This window comes from Allocatenococcus thiocycli, from assembly GCF_921292965.1.
Lineage (GTDB): Bacteria > Pseudomonadota > Gammaproteobacteria > Enterobacterales > Vibrionaceae > Vibrio > Vibrio natriegens.
Genome location: NZ_CAKLCK010000001.1, coordinates 177103 through 199493, shown reverse-complemented (window position 1 = coordinate 199493; position 22391 = coordinate 177103). Strand labels below are relative to the sequence as shown.

The window sequence follows — 22391 nt, the reverse complement described above, 5'->3', positions numbered from 1 at the left end:
TTTACACCAGAAACGGAGAAAGCTATGAAAGAGAGCCATTTTTTCGCCCACTTGGCAAGAATGAAGCTGATCCAACGCTGGCCTTTGATGCGCTCTGTATCACCAGAAAACGTTTCGGAACATAGCTTACAAGTCGCTTTTGTTGCCCATGCCCTCGCGTTAATCAAAAACAAGAAGTTCGGCGGCGCTCTGAACCCTGAACGTATTGCCCTTCTCGCGATGTATCACGATTCAAGTGAAGTGCTGACTGGTGATTTACCAACGCCTGTTAAGTACTACAATCCAGAAATCGCGAAAGAGTATAAAAAGATTGAAGCCGCTGCTGAGCAAAAGCTTCTGTCTATGCTTCCTGAAGAGTTTCATGAAGACTTTGCCCCATTTCTTCTCTCTCACTCCGCACACGAAGAAGACGCAAAAATTGTCAAGCAAGCTGATTCCATTTGCGCCTATTTGAAATGCTTAGAGGAATTGAGTGCAGGTAACCACGAGTTTGCTTTAGCGAAAAAGAGACTTGAAGTGACATTGCAAGAGCGTCACACACCAGAAATGGATTACTTTCTGACTACCTTTGCACCAAGCTTTGAGTTGTCACTGGATGAAATCAGTTAAGGTCTTAGTCAAAGGAGATATTCGTGTCATTTGAATTGCACTCACAATGGCAACAACGCCATGACGATGAACATAAGATCCGTCGAGATGACCACAGAAGCCCGTACCAACGTGACAGAGCCCGAATCCTGCACTCTGCCGCTTTTCGTCGCCTGCAGGCCAAAACCCAGGTGCACGGTAACAGCCTAGAAGACTTTCACCGCACCCGGTTAACCCATTCACTTGAAGCGGCTCAGCTGGGAACGGGAATCGTTGCTCAGCTTAAAAAGAAACAAGCGGAATTTCGCGATCTATTACCATCAGATAGCCTGATAGATTCGCTCTGTCTGGCGCATGACATCGGTCATCCTCCATACGGGCATGGTGGTGAAATCGCGCTAAATTACATGATGCGAGAACATGGTGGCTTTGAGGGTAATGCACAAACCTTTCGTATCGTGACCAAGCTAGAGCCGTATACAGAACACTTTGGCATGAACTTGTCGCGCCGAACTCTGCTTGGCCTGATAAAGTACCCCGCCCTAATAAGCCAGACTCGCTCAACCGTTTTACCTGCTCCAGCAGAACACCAACGAAAACTGAAAGCACACGAATGGTACCCAGCGAAAGGAATATACGACTGCGACAAAGCGCTGTTCGACTGGGTACTCGAGCCGCTTACAGACGATGACAAAGCTCAACTTAGCCAAATGCGCAATGAGCCAGAGTCAGACTTGGAACACAGCAAAACGCGCTTTAAATCGCTTGATTGCTCCATCATGGAGTTAGCCGATGATATCGCTTATGGCGTTCATGATTTAGAAGATGCGATTGTTCTCGGCATGGTAACGCCCCATCAATGGCAAGAAGGCTCTGCCAGCCAGTTAGCCGACTGTGGTGACCCGTGGTTTGAGGCACATATCGACTCCATTGGGCAAATGCTGTTCAGTGGTAAACACCATGAACGAAAAGACGCGATTGGAGGTATGGTTAATGCATTGCTGACCAGCATTTCAATTAAGCCCGTTGATGTCGCCTTCACTAGTCCGCTTCTCGCTTGGAATGCTTGTTTAGAGCCACAAACAGCAAAAGCCCTGGATGTTTTGAAACACTTCGTTAGCCAGTACGTCATCCAGGTTCCACAAGTGCAAATTGTGGAGTACAAAGGTCAACAAATCATCATGGATATCTTTGAAGCGCTGACGGCTGCGCCTGAACGTTTACTTCCGATACACACCAAAGAGCTTTGGTGTCAGGCTGACACTGAAAGCGACAAAATGAGGGTCATTGCTGACTACATTTCAGCTATGACCGACAGCCATGCGCAGAAACTGCATCGACAATTATTCTCGTCGATCGTGCTTTAGTCGTTACTGTCCTTCAGATAATTCTTTTCAAAAACGCCCGGAGGCATCTGGGCGATTTGAAACTCAATCATCTTTTCAAACACATTCAGCAGAGGCGTAAAGTTCTGTTGAGGTTCAAGTATGCTTAGTGCATAAAAGCCCGCTTCTACCGTCGATAAACTGTTCTGAGAAGGTGCTTTTCGAATCGTATAACCACCCTGAAGGTTTGCAGGCAACTTCACCGTTGGTAAATCATGTAGGTTGGTTGAAAGCTGCCACATCTTGTACGCTTTCTTCCAGGTTCCATCCAATAAGATAAGACGAATTTTCTTGTTGTTTATACGCTTCTCTTCTTCAACTTCAGACAGGCATACGGATTGCTTCGATGGGTAGAGAATCAAATGCTCATAATCGCCATCCGCCAGTAAGTTATTTAAGGTTTCATCCTGAGAAAAATCTTCACCGATCAAACAAGTACAGTTGTCTAAGCTTAATTTTAGAATCCGTGCCGTACCAAGTGGCCGATGCTCTTCACTACTATGTTGAAGAATGATAAGTTCGACTTCGCTTTCTAGCGGTACAATCCAAGAGCAAATACAAGCTTTGCGCGATTTTCCACACTGAGAACAATAACGAGACATAGAGTGAACCTTTATACTTTGCTGACTATCATCAGCGTTATCTGCGTAGCACTGCAATTTGAACCAATGGCGAGCCTGAGCGAGTGGCACGCCTATAATATTCGCCACGGTGAATGGTGGCGAATCGTAACAGGAAATTTAACTCATACCAACTTTGCTCATTTAGGCATGAACTTGGCCGGACTATGGATTATTAGCTTTGTTTTCCGCCCGAGTACAAAAAACTTCCTCATTGTCTTTCTACTGCTGTGTACTTTCGTCGGTGCTTTGAATTTGTTCACCAACATGAAAGTCTATGTGGGACTTTCTGGTGTGCTGCATGGCCTGTTTGGCTTTTGGGCGTTGAGAGAGGTGTTCGAAGCCAGAAGAAGCAGCTTGTTACTCGTTGGCGGTTTGATAGCTAAAGTGGTTTGGGAACAGCTTTACGGCCCATCAACAAGCACAGCAGCAATGATTAGTGCACGCGTCGCAATTGATGCCCACCTATTTGGGACGATTGGGGGGCTGGGTATGGCACTGCTGGAAAAAGGCAGTCGTCGCCGTTTGTTTGGGTAAAAAAACCGAGCCAAGAAAAACTTGGCTCGAAAAACAGTAACCGGATACTAAACTCGATAACACAATGAACAAAAGCTGTGGCTAGAGGATGATGCGACCTTCGTTTTTCTTCAAAGTAGCATCTCCGATTCCCTTAACATTCCCCAGGTCACTCACTGTTTTAAATGGGCCATGCTCGGTACGGTAATCGACAATATCTTGCGCTTTCTTGTCACCAATCCCTTTCAGCATTGTTGCAATCTCTTCTGCTGTCGCTGAATTGATATTTACGGTAATTTCAATTCCTTCATATTTATCCGCTGTTGTATCTGCTGCCAACCCAAACGGTGCAAATACGCATAACAATAAAGTTAAAACCCATTTCATATTAAACATATGCTCTCCCTATTAGTTGAGATATAAATTTCAACGATGGTCTCAGTATTGTTGCTGGTAAAAACATCGGAACTAATTTAGGTAAAGCTCGCTATTCATTGAAGTTTGTTGAGCAGAAAATAAAACGGGCCGCTTGCGCGACCCGTTTTAGTTGACATGCAAATTACATTATTAATGCTTAGTTGCTCACAACAAAGTATTCGATGTCGGTATTCGCTCGTAGCACTGCCAGTACAGAAGACAGATCTTGTTGCGAAGATGAACGTTCCATCTGCATTGCTACTTGATCCTCTAGGGCACTATCTAGCTCAGAGTTAACCGCATCCAGTTCAATAACAACAACGTTGCCTTCCAGATCTTTCGATTGCGCGTATACAGGCTTACCTTCAACTGGTTTCGCCATAGCAAATACAGTCTGTGCAAACGGAGAGCGACGATCGACTGTTTCTTTCTCGCCGAACGCTAAGTTATTTTCAGCAAGAACTTCCGTTTTGCCTTCTTTCAGAGCCGCTACAACTTTTGTACCAAGCTCTAGTGCACCCTGCTCACCTTTCACTCGTGAAAGTTCAGTAACCACTTGGTCTTTCACTTCGTCAAGAGGAAGAACCGTCTCAGGGCGAGCCTCTTCAACACGAACAACGACAATGTGTTCAGGTGCCACTTCGATCGCTTCAGAGTTAAGACCGTCTTCTTTAACTTCAGGGCTTAGGATAGCTTGCATCACAGCAGGGTTACGAAGTACTTCTGGTGCATCCGCTTGAGAAACAAAGCCAGTCGTTTTCACTTCTTGATCTACCGCTTTCGATGCGTCGTCCAATGAATCTGGGTATTCAAAGGCAACACGTTCAAGCTCATTCTGTAGCTCATAGAATTTATCAACCGCTTTCTGATCAACCAGTTCTTGTTTGATTTCAGCAGCTACATCAGCAAATGGTTTTGCAACTGAATCTTTTAGCTCTTCAAGCTTGATAATGTGGTAACCGAAATCAGACTTCACTAGCTCTGACACATCGCCAACGTTCTCAAGTGCGAAAGCCGCTTCCTCGAACGCCGGATCCATTACATCACGCTCAATCCAGCCTAAGTCACCACCAATTTCAGCGCTGCCAAAGTCATCAGATTTTTCTTCCGCAAGTTTTGCGAACTCAGCACCGTTATTTAGCTCATCCAAAATCGCTTGAGCTTTCGCTTCATCATCACCTTCTACCAGAATATGAGCGACACGACGCTGCTCTTCTGAAGAGTATTTATCAAGGTGCTCGTCGTAGTACTTTTGCACTTCTTCATCAGATACTTCGATCTGTGTTTTCAGTGCTTCAGCAGACAGCTCAATGTAAGCCACTTTAGCTTGCTCTGGGCGAGTAAAGTTATCTTGGTTTGCTTTGTAGTAGTCTTGAATTTCTTCATCGGTTAGTTCTACGTTTTTCGCAAACTCTTCGAAATCGATAGCAACAGTGCGGATATCACGAGTTTGAGTGAAAAGCTCACCTTGAACTTGTACTTCACCAGGAAGAGTGAACTCACTGGTTTGTAGAGCATTAAGCAGCTGCTCACGAACGAGCTCACGACGCATGTATTCAGCAAAAGTATCTGGAGAGAAACCTGCGCGACGTAAAGACGCTTGGTAGATTTCCTGATCGAATTGGCCGTTTGACTGGAACTGAGGCATTTCCAGAATCATGCTACGAACCTGCTCATCGCTGATACGAAGACCAAGTGCTTCTGCTTGCTGATCAAGCAACACATCATTGATCATACGATCAAGAACCGATTTGCGGAAAGATTCAACGTAGGCCGGATCTGCCAGCATTTGAGAGAAGTAGTCACCCAATTGAGCTTGCATGCGGTTACGCTCATTTTGGTAAGCCATCTCGAACTCGCCACGAGGGATATCCGTGTTACCAACTTTCGCTGCTGCGTTGTTAGTGCCACCAACAATGTAGCTACCTACACCTGCGAATACGAAAGACAGGATGATAAGCCCAAGGATAATTTTGACCGCGATGCTATTCACGCCTTCGCGTAGTCGATCCATCATAATTTAATTGCTCTCCACAATTGAAGCCTACTGCTTCTATCTAATAGAAATAATGCCGCAATAGTACCAGAAAAAGAAATGCGCATCAGTATGATGCGCATAATTTAAGAAAGTTCGGCCCGAAGATTGTAAATTTTTGTTCGAAACGAATTGTTTGAGCAAAAGTTATTCAAATAGCCTTTATAGAGTCAAAGCCCTATGAATTAGTTCACTGAATCTTTTAGTGCTTTACCAGCTTTGAATGAAGGCACTTTTGCTTCTGCGATTTGGATTTCTTCACCAGTTTTTGGATTACGACCAGTACGTGCAGCGCGAGTACGAACGCTGAAAGTACCGAAACCAACTAGAGCAACTTGGTCACCTGTTTGAAGCGTACCGCTTACTGCTTCAATGAATGCATCTAGTGCACGACCTGCTGACGCTTTAGAAATATCTGCATTTTCTGCGATTTGTTCAACTAACTGAGTTTTATTCACTGTAATTTCCCCTTTGTGCCATCTGTGATTATTTTTGTGATGACTTTTCGTTCCATAATTAATAAATATGCTTCAACCCTTATACATAAAGGGCTGAGAGCTATCAAAACTAACTTAGCGCCCAAAAAAAAACGCTGACAAGCCTTTTTAGGCTTATCAGCGCAAACTTTTACTTATTTTTGCTACACATCACTATTTTTTAGCTTCAAACTCAACGCCCGTCGGGTCTCGCTCGAGTGCAACTTTCAGTACTTCATCAATCCACTGAACCGGGATAACTGTCAGATCTGCGATAACATTCTCTGGAATCTCTTCCAAATCACGCTCGTTGTCTTTTGGAATCAGTACCGTTTTAATGCCGCCACGATGTGCCGCAAGTAATTTTTCTTTTAGACCACCGATAGGCAGAACTTCACCACGTAGCGTGATTTCACCCGTCATTGCCACTTCCGCTTTCACTGGGTTACCAGTTAAGGCTGAGACCAAAGCAGTGCACATTGCTGTACCAGCACTTGGGCCATCTTTTGGTGTCGCACCTTCAGGAACATGCACGTGGATGTCTTTCTTCTCGTAAAAATCGGTGTTGATACCCAGCTTTTCAGCACGAGAACGAACAACTGTCATGGCCGCTTGAATAGACTCTTGCATCACGTCGCCAAGAGAACCCGTCTGTGTCAGTTTACCTTTACCCGGCATAGACTGAGTTTCAATCGTTAGCAAATCACCACCAACTTCAGTCCAAGCCAAACCAGTCACCTGACCAATACGGTTGCTTTCGTCAGCTTTACCATAGTCAAAACGCTGAACACCCAAGTACTCTTTCAGGTTATCCATGGATACGGTCACAGACTTGATATCTTTATCCAGCAGGATATTCTTCACCGCTTTACGGCAGATCTTAGAAATTTCACGCTCTAGACTACGTACACCAGCTTCGCGAGTGTAGTAACGAATAATGCCGACAATCGCCGAGTCTTCGATAACAATCTCATTTGGTTTCAAACCATTACGTTGCAATTGTTTATCGACCAAGTGGCGTTTCGCGATGTTCAGTTTTTCATCTTCTGTGTAACCAGAAAGACGGATAACTTCCATACGGTCAAGAAGCGGACCTGGGATATTCATCGAGTTAGACGTCGCAACGAACATTACATCCGACAGATCGTAATCTACTTCCAAGTAGTGATCGTTGAACGAGTTGTTTTGTTCAGGATCCAGAACTTCTAGCAGTGCAGATGCTGGATCACCGCGCATGTCAGAAGACATCTTATCGATCTCATCAAGAAGGAATAGCGGGTTTTTAACCCCAACTTTAGACATTTTCTGGATAAGCTTACCCGGTAGTGAGCCGATGTAAGTACGACGGTGGCCACGGATCTCAGCTTCGTCACGCACACCACCAAGCGCCATACGCACGTATTTACGCCCAGTCGCAGATGCGATTGAACGGCCAAGAGAGGTTTTACCCACACCTGGAGGACCAACAAGACAAAGGATTGGGCCTTTCAGCTTGTTAATACGGTTTTGTACTGCCAAGTATTCCAGAATGCGCTCTTTGACGCGCTCCAGACCGTAATGATCTTCGTTTAGAATCTCTTCTGCCTTAGCCAGGTTCTTTTTCACTTTAGAACGCTTAGCCCAAGGAACGCTCACCATCCAATCGATGTAGCTGCGCACCACTGTTGCTTCCGCAGACATTGGAGACATCATCTTAAGCTTCTGTAGCTCTTGTTCTGTCTTTTCGCGCGCCTCTTGAGGCATTTTGGACTCTTCGATTTTATTCTGCAGCGTTTCAAATTCATCCGGCGCATCTTCCATCTCACCTAGCTCTTTCTGAATCGCTTTCATTTGCTCATTCAGATAGTACTCGCGCTGAGACTTCTCCATTTGCTTTTTAACGCGGCCACGGATGCGTTTTTCAACTTGCAGAAGATCGATTTCCGACTCCATTTGGCCCATCAGGAATTCCAAACGCTCGGTAACGTCGATGATCTCAAGTACCTGTTGCTTGTCGACCAATTTCAAAGGCATGTGAGCTGCGATGGTATCGGCTAGACGCGCGGCTTCATCAATCCCATTTAGCGAAGTCAGAACTTCTGGTGGGATTTTTTTGTTCAGCTTGATAAAGCCTTCGAACTGGTTGATCGCACTACGAACAATAACTTCTTGCTCACGCTCATCCAGCTCAGGTGTCACGATGAATTCAGCTTCAGCCAAGAAGAAATCACTCTCTTTAAAGTGATTAATCTTCGCACGCTGCTGACCTTCAACCAGTACTTTTACTGTGCCATCAGGAAGCTTTAAAAGCTGAAGAATGGTGGCTACCGTACCTACCTCAAATAGGTCGTCAACCGTTGGCTCGTCTGTATCCGCTTGCTTTTGTGCCACAAGCAGAACTTGTTTGTTTGTTTCCATCGCCGTTTCTAGACAGCTAATCGATTTTTCACGACCAACAAACAATGGAATGACCATGTGCGGGTAGACCACTACGTCACGTAGAGGTAGTACCGGGATCTCGATACTCTCGGAACGTTCCAAGTTCATATAATTCTCTCTTCCGCTTTCACGTTTAACGTATTACTTAAGGCAGTATATGGGGGCTAATTGTTTGGATTCAATAAGAGAAATAAAAAAAGGAGGTAATTACTTACCTCCTTTTTATTCATGGCTTGATTTACTCTGCTCCAGCTGCCTGATTATCGGCGTTGCTGTAAATAAGCAGCGGTTCTGACTCTCCATTGATGACTGATTCATCAATAACCACTTTGCTCACATCTGTTGCAGATGGTAGCTCGTACATGGTTTCAAGCAGAACACCTTCCAGAATTGAACGTAGACCACGAGCACCCGTTTTACGCTCCATCGCTTTCTTAGCAATCGCGCGTAGTGCGTCTTCACGGAACTCAAGCTCAGCATTTTCTAATTCAAACAATGCTGCATACTGCTTAGTCAACGCATTCTTCGGTTCACATAGAATCTGAATAAGCGCTTCTTCATCAAGCTCTGTCAATGTAGTAGTTACTGGCAGACGGCCGATGAATTCAGGAATCAGACCGTATTTCACTAGATCTTCAGGCTCAACCTGAGTAAATAGCTCACCGACAGTTTTGGTTTCATTCTTAGAACGAACTTCAGCACCAAAACCGATACCAGTACCTGTTGCTACACGTTGTTCAATCACTTTATCAAGGCCTGCGAATGCACCACCACAGATGAACAGGATCTTAGACGTGTCCACTTGTAGGAATTCTTGCTGAGGATGCTTACGACCACCTTGAGGTGGAACAGAAGCAACCGTGCCTTCGATAAGTTTTAACAGTGCCTGCTGAACACCTTCACCAGATACGTCACGCGTAATGGATGGGTTTTCAGCTTTGCGTGAAATTTTATCAATTTCATCAATGTATACGATGCCGCGTTCAGCCTTAGCTACATCGTAATCACATTTTTGCAGAAGCTTTTGGATGATGTTTTCTACGTCTTCACCCACGTAACCTGCTTCGGTTAACGTAGTTGCATCAGCCATTGTAAATGGCACATCCAAGAATCGAGCTAGTGTCTCAGCAAGCAATGTTTTACCACTACCTGTAGGACCAATTAGAAGGATATTACTCTTACCAAGCTCTACACCTTCGCTCGTTGTATCACCATTGCGTAAACGCTTGTAGTGGTTATATACCGCAACTGCAAGCACTTTTTTCGCGTAATCTTGCCCGATCACATAGTCGTCAAGGTGTTCGCGGATCTGTTTTGGCGTTGGTAACGCTTCAGATTCTTTCTTAGGGAGAACATCCTTAATTTCTTCGCGAATTATATCGTTACATAAGTCGACACATTCGTCGCAAATGTACACTGACGGACCTGCGATTAGCTTGCGAACTTCGTGCTGACTTTTGCCGCAGAAAGAACAGTACAGCAATTTACCGCTGCCACTTTCTTTGCTTTTATCTGTCATTCGCTAACCTCTTAGCCTTTACTCTTCATGAATGAGTGTATATCAATTTTTGCCAAAATGCGCTGGCAAATTACTCGCCGCGATGGCGTAACACTGCATCCACGATACCGTATTCCACAGCCTGCTCTGCTGACATGAAGTTGTCACGATCAGTATCGCGCTCAATCACTTCAAGTGGCTGGCCTGTATGTTCTGCTAACAACTTGTTTAGCTTCTGCTTGATAGTCAGGATTTCCTGAGCATGGATTTGGATATCAGAAGCCTGACCCTGGAAACCACCTAGCGGTTGGTGGATCATCACACGTGAGTTAGGCAGAACGTAACGCTTACCCGGAGCACCACCAGCAAGTAGGAAGGCACCCATTGAGCATGCTTGGCCCATACATACTGTGCTTACATTCGGTTTGATAAACTGCATGGTGTCGTAAATAGACATACCCGCTGTTACGCTGCCGCCTGGAGAGTTGATGTATAGGAAAATATCTTTATCTGGATTTTCAGATTCTAGGAAAAGTAGTTGAGCCACGACAAGGTTTGCCATGTGGTCTTCCACTTGACCTGTTAAAAAAATCACACGCTCTTTTAGCAATCGGGAATAGATGTCGTAAGAACGTTCGCCTCGGGAAGTTTGTTCAACCACCATTGGTACTAGTGCGTCCATAATTGGCGACATTGCATTTTTTTCTTGGTAGCTCATATTCTTATGTCCCTAAAATAAATGGCCCGGATGATTAGTATCATACGGACCATTGTTAGCAGAATAGTTAACGTGAAGTCAACCTTCTACGCAAGATATTGCTTATTAAGCAGGTTGTTGCTGGTTAAGTAGCTCGTTGAAGCCTACTTCTTTCTCAGAAACTTGTGCTTTAGCGATGATCGCGTCGATTGCTTGCTCTTCTAGCGCTACGTTACGCATGTTGTTCATCATTTGCTCGTTTTGCTCGTAGTAAGCAATAACTTCTGATGGATCTTCGTATGCAGTCGCCATTTCTTCGATTAGCGCTTTAACTTTCTCGTCGTCCGCTTTTAGTTCTTCAGACTTGATTACTTCACCAAGTAGAAGACCTACAACTACGCGACGTTTAGCTTGCTCTTCGAACAGTTCACGTGGAAGCTGTGCAGCTGCTTCTGGGTTACCACCGAAGCGTTGTGCAGCTTGCTGACGTAGAACTTGGATTTCTTGGTCGATAAGTGCAGCAGGTACGTCGATTTCGTTTTGCTCAACTAGACCGTCAAGAGCTTGCTCTTTGATGCGGTTCTTAACAGCTTGCTTAAGTTCGCGTTCCATGTTCTTACGAACTTCAGCTTTAAGCGCTTCTACACCACCTTCAGCAACACCAAACTTAGAAACGAATTCGTCGTTAAGCTCTGGAAGTTCACGTGCTTCAACTTTGTTCACTTTGATAGCGAACTTCGCTGCTTTACCTTTTAGGTTCTCAGCGTGGTAGTCTTCTGGGAAAGTCACGTCGATGTCGAACTCCATACCAGCAGTCTTACCTGCGATACCGTCTTCGAAACCTGGGATCATGCGACCAGCGCCCATTTCTAGTGGGAAGTTCTCAGCTTTACCGCCTTCGAACTCTTCACCGTCGATAGAACCAACGAAGTCGATGCTTACGCGCTTGCCGTCTTCTGCTGCTTCTTCAACTTCAGTCCAAGTTGCTTGCTGCTTACGTAGAGTATCGATCATCTCTTCTACGTCTGCATCTTTAACTTCAGTTACAGGCTTCTCTACAGAAATGTTTTCTAGGCCTTTAAGCTCTACTTCTGGGTAAACTTCAAAAGTTGCTGTGAAAACTAGGTCTGCACCTTCTTTGTTTTCTACAGGAGCGAAAGTTGGCGCGCCAGCTGGGTTAATTTTCTCTTTTACGATCGCTTCGATGAAGTGACGTTGCATAACTTCACCAAGAACGTCTTGACGTACTGCTTTGCCGTACATCTGAGCAACCATTTTTAGAGGCACTTTACCCTTACGGAAACCATCGAAACGACGGTTTTTAGCGATGTTGCGTAGTTCAGCTGTTACAGCGTCTTCGATGTTTGCAGCTGGAACAGTAATGTTTAGACGGCGCTCTAGGCCCTCTAGCGTTTCAACAGTAACTTGCATTATATATAAACCTCTAAAGTGGCTCGGTTTTCCGAGCGTATGAGCGTAACTCACCTGAGTTAACGCTTCATCCTTGTGTTGTGTTCTGTCCGAGCACCTAATTTAAATCGAGTATCGATACTGTTCATCAGTACCGGACTAATCAGTGATATCTTCAGTGTCATCACCAAAGGTATCTCCTATTAGCCTCAAGACAGATTTTTAGACGCGACATTCTAGCGATCTGTTACTACCCTGTCGAGCCAATAGCCACTATGTGGACATTGTCTGCACTAAATTCTCGAATGTTGCCTCATTTTTTGTAAAAAATGCGATAAAACACCCGCATCAGAAACATCGGCATATCTAGAATGGGGACAATAGCGACTTTTTCAAGGGAATCGACCGCTTTTTTTATTGAAAAGCGTAAAAAGAGATCTTGCTCTTGTTTTACTCCACAGACTTGGCAACTAAATCCCCAATCTAACCTACAAGCCATTAACATTTCTTAATTACGAAGAAGTAGCAAAGTCAGGAACGAAGGAATGTCACAACGAAACCGTATTCTACTGATTTTTTTCGCCTTATATTTCCTGTGTGCATTTGTTGGTGGCCACTGGGTCTGGAAAAACAGTTATCAATCGCTACTGGATAAACACCAGTCTCAGCTTGAACAGTTTTCTAGCCATATTAAGAACAAATTGGATAAGTACGCTCATATTCCTAACCTATTGGCAAAAGATGCACCTTTGTTTGAGGCATTGCTGCACCCGAAAAATAGCGCCCAACTTGAAGTAACGAATCGCTACCTGGAATCAGTAAATCAAGTCATTGCGGCTTCCGACACTTATCTCATTGATCAATGGGGAACCACCATCGCCTCCAGTAACTGGCGGCAAAGGCATTCATTTGTCGGACGCAATTTTGCTTTTCGTCCTTATTTCAAACAAGCCATCATCGGTGAGCAGAGCCAATACTACGCACTTGGGTCAACGTCTGGTAAGCGGGGCTACTACTACTCTTCTCCCATTGTTTACGCTGGCGGCGTGATTGGCGTTGTGGTCGTAAAAATGGATTTGAGTAAAATCGAAGATAACTGGCAGCAACCAGATAGCGTATTTGTCGCCAGTGATCCTAACGGCATTGTGTTCATGAGCAGCAGAACGGACTGGCTACTCAAAAGTTTACAACCGCTTAGTGAGGTAGAAAAAAAACAAGTTTGGGCCAGCCGACAATATCTTGAAACGCAAATTCGTAGTTTAAATTTCGTCGGAGATCTGAGCCTACCTATTAGCGAATTGAAGCAAGGTTACCCATACAATAAAGGCACTCTGGTGGTTTCTTCTCTCGCTCTTCCCGAGATAAAACTGACCATGAAGGTATTGTCACCTAAACAATCTATCGTTTGGATAACCTTGGGTTACCTGCTGGTACTTACTCTCATTTTTACCATTTTATTCCTTATCGGCCAGCTGATTTATCACCGCCAACAACGCCATTTGCAACTCGAGCTGATTCAGCAAGAAGCCAATCAAAAACTGGAATATCAAGTAATGGCTCGTACTGCGGAATTGCAAGCAGAGATCGCTCAACGAACAGAGGCAGAGCAAACACTACGTGTCACTCAGGATGAGTTGGTTCAGGCAGCAAAACTCGCTGTACTGGGTCAAATGTCCGCAAGTATTAGCCATGAGCTGAATAATCCCCTTGCGGCAATTCGCAGTTTCGCGGAAAACGGTAAGCTATTCTTACAAAAAGAAAAATTCGAACGAGTCGAAGACAATTTAAGCCGTATTTCAGCGCTCACTGATCGTATGGCGAATATCAGCCAACAACTGCGCTCATTTGCCAAGAAAACCAGCGGTACTGAGCTAACCAAAACTCGGCTGTTGCCTGTCGTCGCCTCTGCCAAAGAGTTAATGAAGCCTGCTTTCAAGTCAGCCCGCGTAAATTTGTCGACCGATCTAATGGCACAGGATGCGGAGGTTTTTATCAACACGATTCAGCTGGAACAAGTCCTAGTCAACCTGCTGAGTAACGCGATTGAAGCGGTCAAAGATCAAGAGAATAGACAGGTCTGGCTTTCGATAGAACATGACCAAAATCGAAATCAAATCATGGTTCATATCGATGATAATGGCCCAGGGATAGGACAACGCTCCCTCACCGAGCTTTGTGAGCCATTTCTAACTACCAAGAAAAATGGCCTGGGTTTGGGACTGTCCATATCACAGCAAATATTGAGTGGAATGAACGGCCAATTAAGTGCTTACAACCAAGCGCAGGGTGGCGCTCGATTCTCAGTTTGTTTACCTGTTGTAGCAATGCACGCTGAAAAAGGTTCAGAGGAATAATTATGTGTCAGGTGTTTTTTATTGATGATGAAGCGGATCTCAGGCTAGCAATAGAACAGACGTTCGAACTGGCCGATATCGACGCACAGTTTTTCCCCGATGCAGAGTCCGCTCTGCTGACGATGAAAAACGGAGAAGAACCTGGCGTTGTTATCACTGATATTTGTTTACCCGGCATATCAGGAATGAATCTACTTAATACTCTGGTGCAAAGAGACAACCACCTGCCAGTGATCATGATTACTGGGCATGGTGACATATCAATGGCGGTGAACGCGTTACATCAAGGTGCCTACGACTTTATTGAAAAACCATTTTCTCCTGAACAGTTGGTTGAAACGGTCAAGCGCGCGATCGAAAAGCGTCAGCTTACGAATGAAAACGAGAAGTTACGGCAATCACTCAAAGCCAGTCAGGCTCTCGGCCCTCGAATTATCGGCGAAACGGTCAGTATCCAGATGCTACGCGATACGATTTCTCACATTGCCGATACCGATGCCGATATTTTGTTGTTCGGTGAGACAGGTACAGGTAAAGAGCTCGTCGCTCGCTCATTACATGAACAAAGCTTGCGCAGAAATCACAACTTTGTCGCCGTAAACTGTGGTGCGGTACCGGAAAACCTGATCGAAAGTGAACTCTACGGCCATGAAAAAGGCGCATTTACTGGCGCAGAAAGTCGCCGGATTGGTAAATTCGAATTTGCTCAAGGCGGGACGTTATTTCTGGATGAAATCGAATCCATGCCCATTCAAGCACAGATTCGACTACTGCGCGTTCTTCAGGAGCGGGTTATTGAGCGAGTAGGTTCAAACGAACTCCTTCCCCTTGATATTCGTGTGATAGCGGCGACCAAAGTGGATTTAAAACGTGCCGCCGAAGAAGGAACATTTCGCCAAGATCTCTACTATCGACTGAATGTGGTCACACTGGATTTACCCCCTCTGCGACTTCGTAAAGAGGATATCCCTGCTCTCTTCCATCACTTTTTGCTCGTGGCGGCCTCTCGATACGGAAAAAGCTCTCCGAGCTTGTCGTCTCAAGATCTGGCAACATTGATGGCGCATGACTGGCCCGGCAATGTACGAGAGCTGAGAAATGCAGCAGAGCGCTTTGTGCTACTTGGGAAATTGATTCAACTCGGAGATACAAGCCCGGTTCCGGCTCCTTCCTCTAGCCTGGCTGAGCAAGTGGCAGAGTTTGAAAAAGCAGCCATTGAGCGCGCATTGCTCGAGCATAATGGCAGTATTAAGCAAACCATGACGCAATTGAATGTTCCTCGCAAAACCCTGTATGACAAAATGCAACGCTATCAGATTGATAAAGATCTGTATAAATAAAACCTGACATCACATTTGTCGCTTTAGTCAACCTGTCTCATACTATTTATAGTTCCATGGTTGGTAGCGCTAAGCATGAATGAGAAAACGAAGATACCTGTGATTAGGGAAACAGTGGTTGTCGACGGACATTATCAGGAAGAACGACGCTCCGGTGAGGATCGCAGAAAGAATAAACAAAAATGGCATGGCTACGAGCGAAGAATAAACTCTCAGCCCAGAAGACATGACTACAAATCAATAGACGAAGAGGTGTGACATGTCACACCTCTTTTTGCATTAATGAGTCTGAGCCCGTTATTTGGTAATAATCTCCGGCCCCATCAACATCGTCGGTAACCATGTTGAAACCCATGGAATGTACGTTACGATAATGAGGAACAGGAACATTACCGCCACCCAAGGCAACGCCGCTTTAACAACACTCATCATCGACATTTTAGCCACCCCTGCTGTAACAAAGAGGTTAAGCCCTACAGGCGGCGTGATCATCCCAATCTCCATGTTCACCACCATCATGATACCCAAATGAATAGGGTCAATCCCTAAAGCAATAGCGATAGGAAATACCAGTGGCGCCACAATGATCAACAAACCAGAAGGTTCCATGAACTGGCCGCCAATCAAGAGCAGAACGTTTACCACGATCAAAAATGTGATTGGACCTAAACCAGCAGAAAGCATCGACTCGGTGATCATCTGCGGGATGCGTTCTTCTGTCAGAACATGCTTCAGTATCAGCGCGTTTGCGATGATAAACAGCAGCATGATCGTCAACTTACCGGCTTCAAAAAGCGTTTGCTGAGTGTCTTTGTGAACAAAGCTCTGAATGACTTTCACCACGGCAGGCTTAGTATTCTGTTTATCGGCAAACGGCCCCATATCCTTGTAAACAAAGTTTGCTATTAAGAAGGAGTAGACCGCTGCCACTGCCGCCGCTTCGGTTGGTGTAAAAATCCCGCCGTAAATACCACCGAGAATAATGATTACCAGCATCAATCCCCAGATTGCATCCTTAGCTGCTGCGATGGCTTCTTTCCAGCCTACAAAAGGTTGTTTCGGTAAGTTCTTTACTCGGGCAGCAATGTAGATGGCAATCATCAGCATCACACCGGCTAACAATCCCGGAATAACACCACCTAAGAACATACGACCTACCGACACATCTGTCGCTGCTGCATACACAACCATTACGATAGAAGGTGGGATCAAGATACCAAGTGTACCTGCGTTACAAATAACCCCTGCGGCAAAATCTTTGGAGTAGCCGTTTTTGATCATACCTGCAATAACAATGCTACCAATCGCAACTACCGTCGCCGGTGATGACCCTGACAGCGCGGCAAACATCATACATGCCACGACAGAAGCCATAGCAAGACCACCACGGAACCAGCCGACCATTGCAATTGCAAAACGAATGATGCGTTTTGCTACGCCGCCAGTTGACATAAAGCTCGATGCGAGGATGAAAAACGGGATAGCAAGTAAAGTGTAGTGTCCTTCAAACGCATTAAAAAGCGTTTGAGCAACCGATGCCAGAGACGCATCTGAGTGCCACATCAAAAATAAAATACTGGATAGGCCCAGTGAAACTGCGATCGGAACGCCCAACAGCATGAAGCCAATCACCATCAAGAATAACCATAAAATATCCATAGGTTAGTGCTCCTTGTTCTTGTTGTTATCTTGGCTGTTGTCTTTGCCCTGCGTGGGTTCCATCACATCACCCGCATCTTTAAGCTCTTCTTTAAGTGCTTCTAACTCTTCTTCACCTTCATGGCTGGAAATCAGACGGTCAAGCTTGCCAGTCAGTATTTGGTAGGCTGCCTGAGCAAAACGAAACGTCAGTAACGCCATACCAATTGGCAGTGCCATGTAAGGAATAAATCGAGGCAGCTTCTCGTAGCGCTCGCCTTCGTTGAGCCAGTCAGCCATAAACTGCAACATCTCTGGCATCGGAATATCATCCGTCTCGTACCATGCTCGCTCTGTGGCAAACGGGTACCAGTAATTCCATGAACCAATGAGAAGTAGAATTGAAAACGTCAAACAACATGACACGGCAAGCAAAGCACAAGCTTTTCTAAACCGTTCAGGTAATAAGTTAATCACCACGTCAACACCGATGTGAAAATGCTTTTTCACGCCGTATGAAGCGCCTACGAGAACCATCCAGGCAAAAAGAAAAACGGTAACTTCAAGCGCCCAAAGAATATTGTCATTGAATAAGTAACGCATCACGACGTTGACAAATGTCAGCATCGTCATCGCTCCGAGGAAGAAAGCAATTAAAGTTTCTTCAACCTTGTCGGTAAACTGACCGACTTTCGAAAAAAATGAGTGTTCCATAACGGTACATCGCTCGAATCAGGTAAGTTTGGCTCCCGACGAACGGGAGCCGATTATCATTATGTTGAGTTATTTTTGGTTGGCCGCTAATGCCGCTTCAATTAACTCTGAACCAATGTCTTTTTCAAACTTGCTCCAAACTGGTTTAAGCGCTGCTACCCATTCTTCACGCTGTTCTGGCGTCAGCTCGCGAACCACACCACCAGCTTCGATAACGTACTGTTTGTTTTGTTGTTCTACGCGGTTAGATTCCGCATTTCGGGTCTGAGTGACCTCTTTAAGAATGGTCGCAAGCTGGTCACGTACGTCTTCTGGAAGTCCATCCCACCACTTGGTAGAAGTAACCACTAGGTAATCCAAAATTCCGTGGTTGGTTTCAGTCGTACCGTCTTGAACCTCGAAGAACTTTTTACCGTAGATATTCGACCAGGTATTTTCCTGACCATCGATAACTTTAGTTTGTAAGCCACCGTACACTTCGGCAAATGACATTTTTTGTGGGTTAGCACCTAATTGCTCAAACTGTGCAACCAATACATCGGAAGCCTGTACGCGAAATTTAAGGCCCTTAGCATCTTCCGGGTGAACCAGTGGTTTGTTGGCTGAGATTTGCTTCATACCGTTGTGCCAGAACTCTAGTCCTCTGATACCACGTCGGTTCATCGCATTCTTAAGCTTTTCACCCGCCTCAGAGTTTTGGAAGCGGTCAACAGCGTCTACGTCATCAAAAAGGAAAGGAAGGTCGAACAAACGGAATTTTTTGGTGAACTTTTCAAACTTAGACAGTGAAGGTGCAGCAAGTTGTACGTCCCCATTCAACATGGCCTCAAGTACTTTGTCATCATCGTAAAGCGTCGAGTTAGGGAACACTTGCATACACGCCTTACCGTTCATCTCTTCATTGACACGCTTTTCAAGCAGCGACGCCGCGATCCCTTTCGGGTGCTTATCGGTGTTGGTTACGTGACTGAATTTGATGACCAGCTCACCTGGGTCACAGTTTGCGGCAGCGTTAAAACTGGTAACAGCAAGAATTGAGGCAGTTAGTAGGGTAACAGGCTTAAACATTATTATTCTCCTTGATAAATGAACAACCCCATCACTGGGTGTTGATGCATCTACTAAAGCAAGGACCGAACCACTTTCTTTAACTACGTTTTTATTTTTATAAATCAAACACTTAAAAATATACCATTCACAGTGTATTTACCTAGATCACAAAATTATTTTTGAAATGGGTGAAATCTACCCACGCCAAATGATTAAGTGGGTGGATTTAGACACATCCGTAAATCAGCAAATAAAAAAGGCAGCCGCTTGGCTGCCATTCAAAAGTTACGAGTTGTTGATTTGCCTTACTCCAGCGTTAGTGAAACTCGATGCGTTGCTCAGTTGAAGCGTCGAAGAAAACCGCCTTGGACAAATCAAAATGCAGCGGCGCGACCTGACCGACCTTTACATCAAACTCCGGAGACAAGCGACAAGCGACTTCTTGATCGTTGACCTTAATCATCGCGATGGTATCTGGCCCCGTTGGCTCAAGGACTTCAAGCTGTAAATCAAGCTTGGTAGATGCGGCAGACTCTTGGTTCTCACTGTCCGTAATATGTTCCGGACGCAAGCCAATCACAATCTCTTTGCCATCTTGTTTTCGCATCGAAGCTGGCAGCTTGATGTGATGCTCCTGCGCGTTACTGCCTGTCACTTTTATTACGGGGTTATCCTGAGCATCCAAATCGACCATGGTTTTAATGAAGTTCATCGAAGGTGAGCCTATAAAACCTGCGACAAACATATTATTAGGCTTGTTGTAGATTTCTTGTGGTGTTCCGAGTTGCTGTAACTCACCGTCTTTCATTACCGCAATACGGTCCGCGAGTGTCATCGCTTCAATCTGGTCATGCGTTACGTACACAATCGTCGTATTCAGTTGCTGGTGAAGACGCTTAATCTGGTGGCGCATTTCAACACGCAGCTTCGCATCTAAGTTCGAAAGTGGCTCGTCAAACAGATACAGCTTCGGGCGACGAGCAAGCGCACGTCCCATCGCAACTCGCTGGCGCTGACCACCTGATAATTGCGAAGGCTTACGGTCAAGCAGATGATCAATCTGTAGCATTTCCGCCACTCGCTCCACTTCGGCATCAATCGCTTCTTTCGCCATTTTACGAATCTTGAGACCAAATTCGATGTTGCCTCTTACCGTCATATTTGGATATAGCGCATACGATTGGAACACCATCGCAATATCGCGATCTTTCGGTTCCACATTCGACACATTATTACCATCAATCACGATGTCGCCGGAGCTGATGTTCTCTAAACCCGCAATGGTGTTCATCAGTGTCGACTTACCACAACCCGATGGGCCAACCAAGATAAGAAACTCTCCCGAATCGATACTGATATCGATACCTTTTAACGTCTCTTGCTCCGCTTTTGGATAGGTTTTACGGATTTGTTTAAGTTCGAGTGTTGCCATAATAATTATCCTTTTACCGATCCAGCCGTCAGGCCACGAACAAAGTATTTTCCTGCTAATACATAAACGAGTAGCGTTGGTAACGCCGCAATGATCGCCGCCGCCATATCGACGTTGTACTCTTTCACCCCTGTATTGGTGTTCACTAAGTTGTTCAGGGCAACCGTAATTGGCTGTGTTTCGGAACCTGAATATACAACCCCAAACAAGAAGTCATTCCAAATAGCGGTAAATTGCCAAATCACCGTCACCATGATGATTGGCGTCGAGATTGGCAGAAGAATTTTAAAGAAAATGGTAAAGAAACCTGCCCCATCCAACTTCGCGGCTTTGACAAGCTCATCCGGAATACTGATGTAGAAGTTACGAAAGAACAACGTGGTAAACGCCATACCATAAATCACATGAACGATAACCAAGCCAGTGGTGGTATTTGCCAAACCTAACTTACCGAGCACCGCCGCCATTGGTAACAAAATCACCTGAAACGGAATAAAGCAGCCAAACAGCAGCAAGCTGAAGAACAAGTTTGAACCCCGGAATTGCCACTTGGTCACAACGTAACCATTAAATGCGCCCAACAGCGTAGAGATCGCCACTGCAGGAATCACCATTTGGAAAGAGTTCCAGAAATACCCTTTTACCCCTTCACATTTCACGCCCGTACAAGCGCTGTCCCACGCTTTATACCAGGCATCGAAGACCCATTCGGTTGGCAGACTCATCAAGTTGCCCGCTTTAATATCTGGCAGTGTTTTGAATGAAGTCACCACCATCACGAACAACGGCATCAAATAAAATAAGCAAAAAAACGCTAACCCGAAGTAGATAAACAGCCGAGAGAAATTCACACTACGCATCATGACTTTTTCTCCCTAAGCTCTGAGTACAAATAAGGAACTAAAATGGCGAGAATACCTGCCAACATCATCATCGCGCTTGCAGCCCCCAAACCTATCTGACCACGAGTAAATGAGTGCGCGTACATAAACAGCGCTGGCAAATCTGAAGAGTACCCCGGGCCACCAGCCGTCATCGCTGTTACCAAGTCGAAGCTCTTAATCGCAATATGTGAAGTGATGATGACTGAGCTAAAGAAGACAGGTCTTAAGCAAGGCATAATGATGCGCCAGTAAATGGTTGGCAGACTTGCGCCGTCGATTTGCGCCGCTTTGATAATGGATGAATCAATGCCGCGCAAACCCGCCAGAAACATCGCCATGACAAAACCAGACGACTGCCAAACAGCGGCTATCACCAAGGTGTACACAGATAGGTCAGAATTTACTAACCAGTCAAATTTGAAATTGGTAAAACCCCAGTCCTGCATCAGTTTCTCTATTCCTAAACCAGGATTGAGAATCCATTTCCAGGCGGTACCCGTCACGATAAAGGAGAGTGCCATCGGATAAAGATAAATGGTCCGAATTGCACCTTCCTGACGAATATTTTGATCAAGCAAAATGGCTAAGCCCACGCCAAGAACAATAGCGATGAGCATAAATAGCAGCCCAAAAATACCAAGGTTGCTAATAGACGTGATCCAACGATCGTTATCCATCAGCTTTTCATACTGAGTAAAACCAACAAAGTTAAAGCTTGGCAGAAAACGGGAGTTGGTCATTGATAATGCCGCCGTCCAGAAGATGTAACCATAGATGCATACCACAGTTACCAGAACGGTCGGGGCAAGGACGATTTTCGGTAACCAGTGCTGAAGTCTGTCCGCCAAACTGAGTTTCGCGTGGGACTTCTTTGGATACCGATTCACAACATGCTCCATAACGAATCCTTACGTCTTAA

The 22391-nt window shown here is 45.2% G+C and carries 21 protein-coding genes; 6 read left to right on the top strand and 15 right to left on the bottom strand.

Translation table 11 applies throughout. From position 1 onward, the window contains the following. Positions 1–24 precede the first annotated feature (24 nt). A complete protein-coding gene (gene yfbR, locus L9Q40_RS00905; RefSeq protein WP_014231229.1) occupies positions 25–609 on the top strand; it encodes a 5'-deoxynucleotidase in 585 nt (194 codons plus the stop codon). Positions 610–632: 23 nt separating this feature from the next. Further along, entirely contained in the window at positions 633–1955 is a 1323-nt protein-coding gene (locus L9Q40_RS00900; protein WP_498791692.1) for an anti-phage deoxyguanosine triphosphatase, read from the top strand. Here L9Q40_RS00900 and L9Q40_RS00895 read toward each other — a convergent pair. Then, on the bottom strand, positions 1952–2575 hold the full coding sequence (locus L9Q40_RS00895; protein WP_498791691.1) for a tRNA-uridine aminocarboxypropyltransferase: 624 nt from the start codon (positions 2573–2575) through the stop codon (positions 1952–1954). The two genes, L9Q40_RS00900 and L9Q40_RS00895, sit on opposite strands and share 4 nt — an antisense overlap. Before the next feature lie 3 nt (positions 2576–2578). Here L9Q40_RS00895 and rrtA point away from each other — a divergent pair, with 3 nt between their 5' ends. Continuing rightward, the gene (gene rrtA, locus L9Q40_RS00890) at positions 2579–3130 is read left to right on the top strand and encodes a rhombosortase (RefSeq protein ID WP_498791690.1); all 552 of its coding nucleotides are present in this window, start codon (positions 2579–2581) and stop codon (positions 3128–3130) included. An 81-nt stretch (positions 3131–3211) separates the two neighbouring features. On the opposite strand, the gene L9Q40_RS00885 is transcribed toward rrtA, so the two are convergent. The 8 genes from L9Q40_RS00885 to L9Q40_RS00850 form a co-directional block, all read right to left on the bottom strand. After that, on the bottom strand, positions 3212–3496 hold the full coding sequence (locus L9Q40_RS00885) for a ComEA family DNA-binding protein (protein WP_065303068.1): 285 nt from the start codon (positions 3494–3496) through the stop codon (positions 3212–3214). A gap of 187 nt (positions 3497–3683) precedes the next feature. After that, positions 3684–5543, bottom strand: a complete 1860-nt coding sequence (gene ppiD / locus L9Q40_RS00880) for a peptidylprolyl isomerase (protein WP_498791689.1) — start codon at positions 5541–5543, stop codon at positions 3684–3686. Positions 5544–5746: 203 nt separating this feature from the next. Then, entirely contained in the window at positions 5747–6019 is a 273-nt protein-coding gene (locus L9Q40_RS00875; RefSeq protein ID WP_014231223.1) for a non-specific DNA-binding protein Hbs, read from the bottom strand. A 192-nt stretch (positions 6020–6211) separates the two neighbouring features. Beyond that, complete coding sequence (gene lon, locus L9Q40_RS00870; protein WP_498791688.1) at positions 6212–8563, bottom strand: endopeptidase La; 2352 nt, start codon at positions 8561–8563, stop codon at positions 6212–6214. Positions 8564–8693: 130 nt separating this feature from the next. Further along, on the bottom strand, positions 8694–9974 hold the full coding sequence (gene clpX, locus L9Q40_RS00865) for an ATP-dependent protease ATP-binding subunit ClpX (RefSeq protein WP_014231221.1): 1281 nt from the start codon (positions 9972–9974) through the stop codon (positions 8694–8696). A gap of 70 nt (positions 9975–10044) precedes the next feature. Then, complete coding sequence (gene clpP / locus L9Q40_RS00860) at positions 10045–10671, bottom strand: ATP-dependent Clp endopeptidase proteolytic subunit ClpP (RefSeq protein ID WP_014231220.1); 627 nt, start codon at positions 10669–10671, stop codon at positions 10045–10047. Positions 10672–10776: 105 nt separating this feature from the next. After that, positions 10777–12081, bottom strand: a complete 1305-nt coding sequence (tig, locus tag L9Q40_RS00855; protein ID WP_014231219.1) for a trigger factor — start codon at positions 12079–12081, stop codon at positions 10777–10779. 292 nt (positions 12082–12373) lie between these two features. Continuing rightward, entirely contained in the window at positions 12374–12559 is a 186-nt protein-coding gene (locus tag L9Q40_RS00850; RefSeq protein WP_020336142.1) for a hypothetical protein, read from the bottom strand. A gap of 46 nt (positions 12560–12605) precedes the next feature. Between L9Q40_RS00850 and L9Q40_RS00845 the strand changes: the two genes are divergently transcribed. The 3 genes from L9Q40_RS00845 (at position 12606) to L9Q40_RS00835 (ending at position 16012) form a co-directional block, all read left to right on the top strand. Further along, positions 12606–14414 carry an ATP-binding protein gene (locus L9Q40_RS00845; protein WP_498791687.1) on the top strand — a complete coding sequence of 603 codons (1809 nt, stop codon included), beginning with the start codon at positions 12606–12608 and terminating at the stop codon, positions 14412–14414. Positions 14415–14416: 2 nt separating this feature from the next. Further along, entirely contained in the window at positions 14417–15754 is a 1338-nt protein-coding gene (locus L9Q40_RS00840) for a sigma-54-dependent transcriptional regulator (protein ID WP_014231216.1), read from the top strand. Positions 15755–15829: 75 nt separating this feature from the next. Next, positions 15830–16012, top strand: coding sequence for a hypothetical protein (locus tag L9Q40_RS00835; RefSeq protein ID WP_065299294.1), 183 nt, complete (start codon positions 15830–15832; stop codon positions 16010–16012). Between the two features lie 39 nt (positions 16013–16051). Here the strand turns inward: L9Q40_RS00835 and L9Q40_RS00830 are convergent, their stop codons facing one another. From L9Q40_RS00830 to L9Q40_RS00805, 6 genes are all read right to left on the bottom strand, one after another. Then, positions 16052–17413 carry a TRAP transporter large permease gene (locus L9Q40_RS00830; RefSeq protein WP_014231214.1) on the bottom strand — a complete coding sequence of 454 codons (1362 nt, stop codon included), beginning with the start codon at positions 17411–17413 and terminating at the stop codon, positions 16052–16054. A gap of 3 nt (positions 17414–17416) precedes the next feature. Beyond that, complete coding sequence (locus L9Q40_RS00825; protein ID WP_065296539.1) at positions 17417–18106, bottom strand: TRAP transporter small permease; 690 nt, start codon at positions 18104–18106, stop codon at positions 17417–17419. Between the two features lie 69 nt (positions 18107–18175). Further along, positions 18176–19174 carry a TRAP transporter substrate-binding protein gene (locus L9Q40_RS00820; RefSeq protein ID WP_498791686.1) on the bottom strand — a complete coding sequence of 333 codons (999 nt, stop codon included), beginning with the start codon at positions 19172–19174 and terminating at the stop codon, positions 18176–18178. A 298-nt stretch (positions 19175–19472) separates the two neighbouring features. Continuing rightward, entirely contained in the window at positions 19473–20588 is a 1116-nt protein-coding gene (locus L9Q40_RS00815; RefSeq protein ID WP_498791685.1) for an ABC transporter ATP-binding protein, read from the bottom strand. 5 nt (positions 20589–20593) lie between these two features. Next, entirely contained in the window at positions 20594–21451 is an 858-nt protein-coding gene (locus tag L9Q40_RS00810; RefSeq protein ID WP_498791684.1) for a carbohydrate ABC transporter permease, read from the bottom strand. After that, the gene (locus L9Q40_RS00805) at positions 21448–22371 is read right to left on the bottom strand and encodes a carbohydrate ABC transporter permease (RefSeq protein ID WP_014231209.1); all 924 of its coding nucleotides are present in this window, start codon (positions 22369–22371) and stop codon (positions 21448–21450) included. Before L9Q40_RS00805 ends, L9Q40_RS00810 begins: the two co-directional genes overlap by 4 nt. Positions 22372–22391: the final 20 nt, after the last annotated feature.

What these genes read in the sequence shown, in the direction of transcription:
- L9Q40_RS00840 (WP_014231216.1), top strand. Translation starts at nt 14,417, where the DNA reads ATGTGTCAGGTGTTTTTTATTGATGATGAAGCGGATCTCAGGCTAGCA.
- L9Q40_RS00885 (WP_065303068.1), bottom strand. Translation starts at nt 3,496, where the DNA reads ATGAAATGGGTTTTAACTTTATTGTTATGCGTATTTGCACCGTTTGGG.
- L9Q40_RS00835 (WP_065299294.1), top strand. Translation starts at nt 15,830, where the DNA reads ATGAATGAGAAAACGAAGATACCTGTGATTAGGGAAACAGTGGTTGTC.
- ppiD (WP_498791689.1), bottom strand. Translation starts at nt 5,543, where the DNA reads ATGATGGATCGACTACGCGAAGGCGTGAATAGCATCGCGGTCAAAATT.
- tig (WP_014231219.1), bottom strand. Translation starts at nt 12,081, where the DNA reads ATGCAAGTTACTGTTGAAACGCTAGAGGGCCTAGAGCGCCGTCTAAAC.
- L9Q40_RS00895 (WP_498791691.1), bottom strand. Translation starts at nt 2,575, where the DNA reads ATGTCTCGTTATTGTTCTCAGTGTGGAAAATCGCGCAAAGCTTGTATT.
- L9Q40_RS00805 (WP_014231209.1), bottom strand. Translation starts at nt 22,371, where the DNA reads ATGGAGCATGTTGTGAATCGGTATCCAAAGAAGTCCCACGCGAAACTC.
- clpX (WP_014231221.1), bottom strand. Translation starts at nt 9,974, where the DNA reads ATGACAGATAAAAGCAAAGAAAGTGGCAGCGGTAAATTGCTGTACTGT.
- L9Q40_RS00815 (WP_498791685.1), bottom strand. Translation starts at nt 20,588, where the DNA reads ATGGCAACACTCGAACTTAAACAAATCCGTAAAACCTATCCAAAAGCG.
- L9Q40_RS00820 (WP_498791686.1), bottom strand. Translation starts at nt 19,174, where the DNA reads ATGTTTAAGCCTGTTACCCTACTAACTGCCTCAATTCTTGCTGTTACC.
- lon (WP_498791688.1), bottom strand. Translation starts at nt 8,563, where the DNA reads ATGAACTTGGAACGTTCCGAGAGTATCGAGATCCCGGTACTACCTCTA.
- L9Q40_RS00830 (WP_014231214.1), bottom strand. Translation starts at nt 17,413, where the DNA reads ATGGATATTTTATGGTTATTCTTGATGGTGATTGGCTTCATGCTGTTG.
- yfbR (WP_014231229.1), top strand. Translation starts at nt 25, where the DNA reads ATGAAAGAGAGCCATTTTTTCGCCCACTTGGCAAGAATGAAGCTGATC.
- L9Q40_RS00810 (WP_498791684.1), bottom strand. Translation starts at nt 21,451, where the DNA reads ATGATGCGTAGTGTGAATTTCTCTCGGCTGTTTATCTACTTCGGGTTA.
- L9Q40_RS00845 (WP_498791687.1), top strand. Translation starts at nt 12,606, where the DNA reads ATGTCACAACGAAACCGTATTCTACTGATTTTTTTCGCCTTATATTTC.
- clpP (WP_014231220.1), bottom strand. Translation starts at nt 10,671, where the DNA reads ATGAGCTACCAAGAAAAAAATGCAATGTCGCCAATTATGGACGCACTA.
- L9Q40_RS00825 (WP_065296539.1), bottom strand. Translation starts at nt 18,106, where the DNA reads ATGGAACACTCATTTTTTTCGAAAGTCGGTCAGTTTACCGACAAGGTT.
- L9Q40_RS00850 (WP_020336142.1), bottom strand. Translation starts at nt 12,559, where the DNA reads ATGGCTTGTAGGTTAGATTGGGGATTTAGTTGCCAAGTCTGTGGAGTA.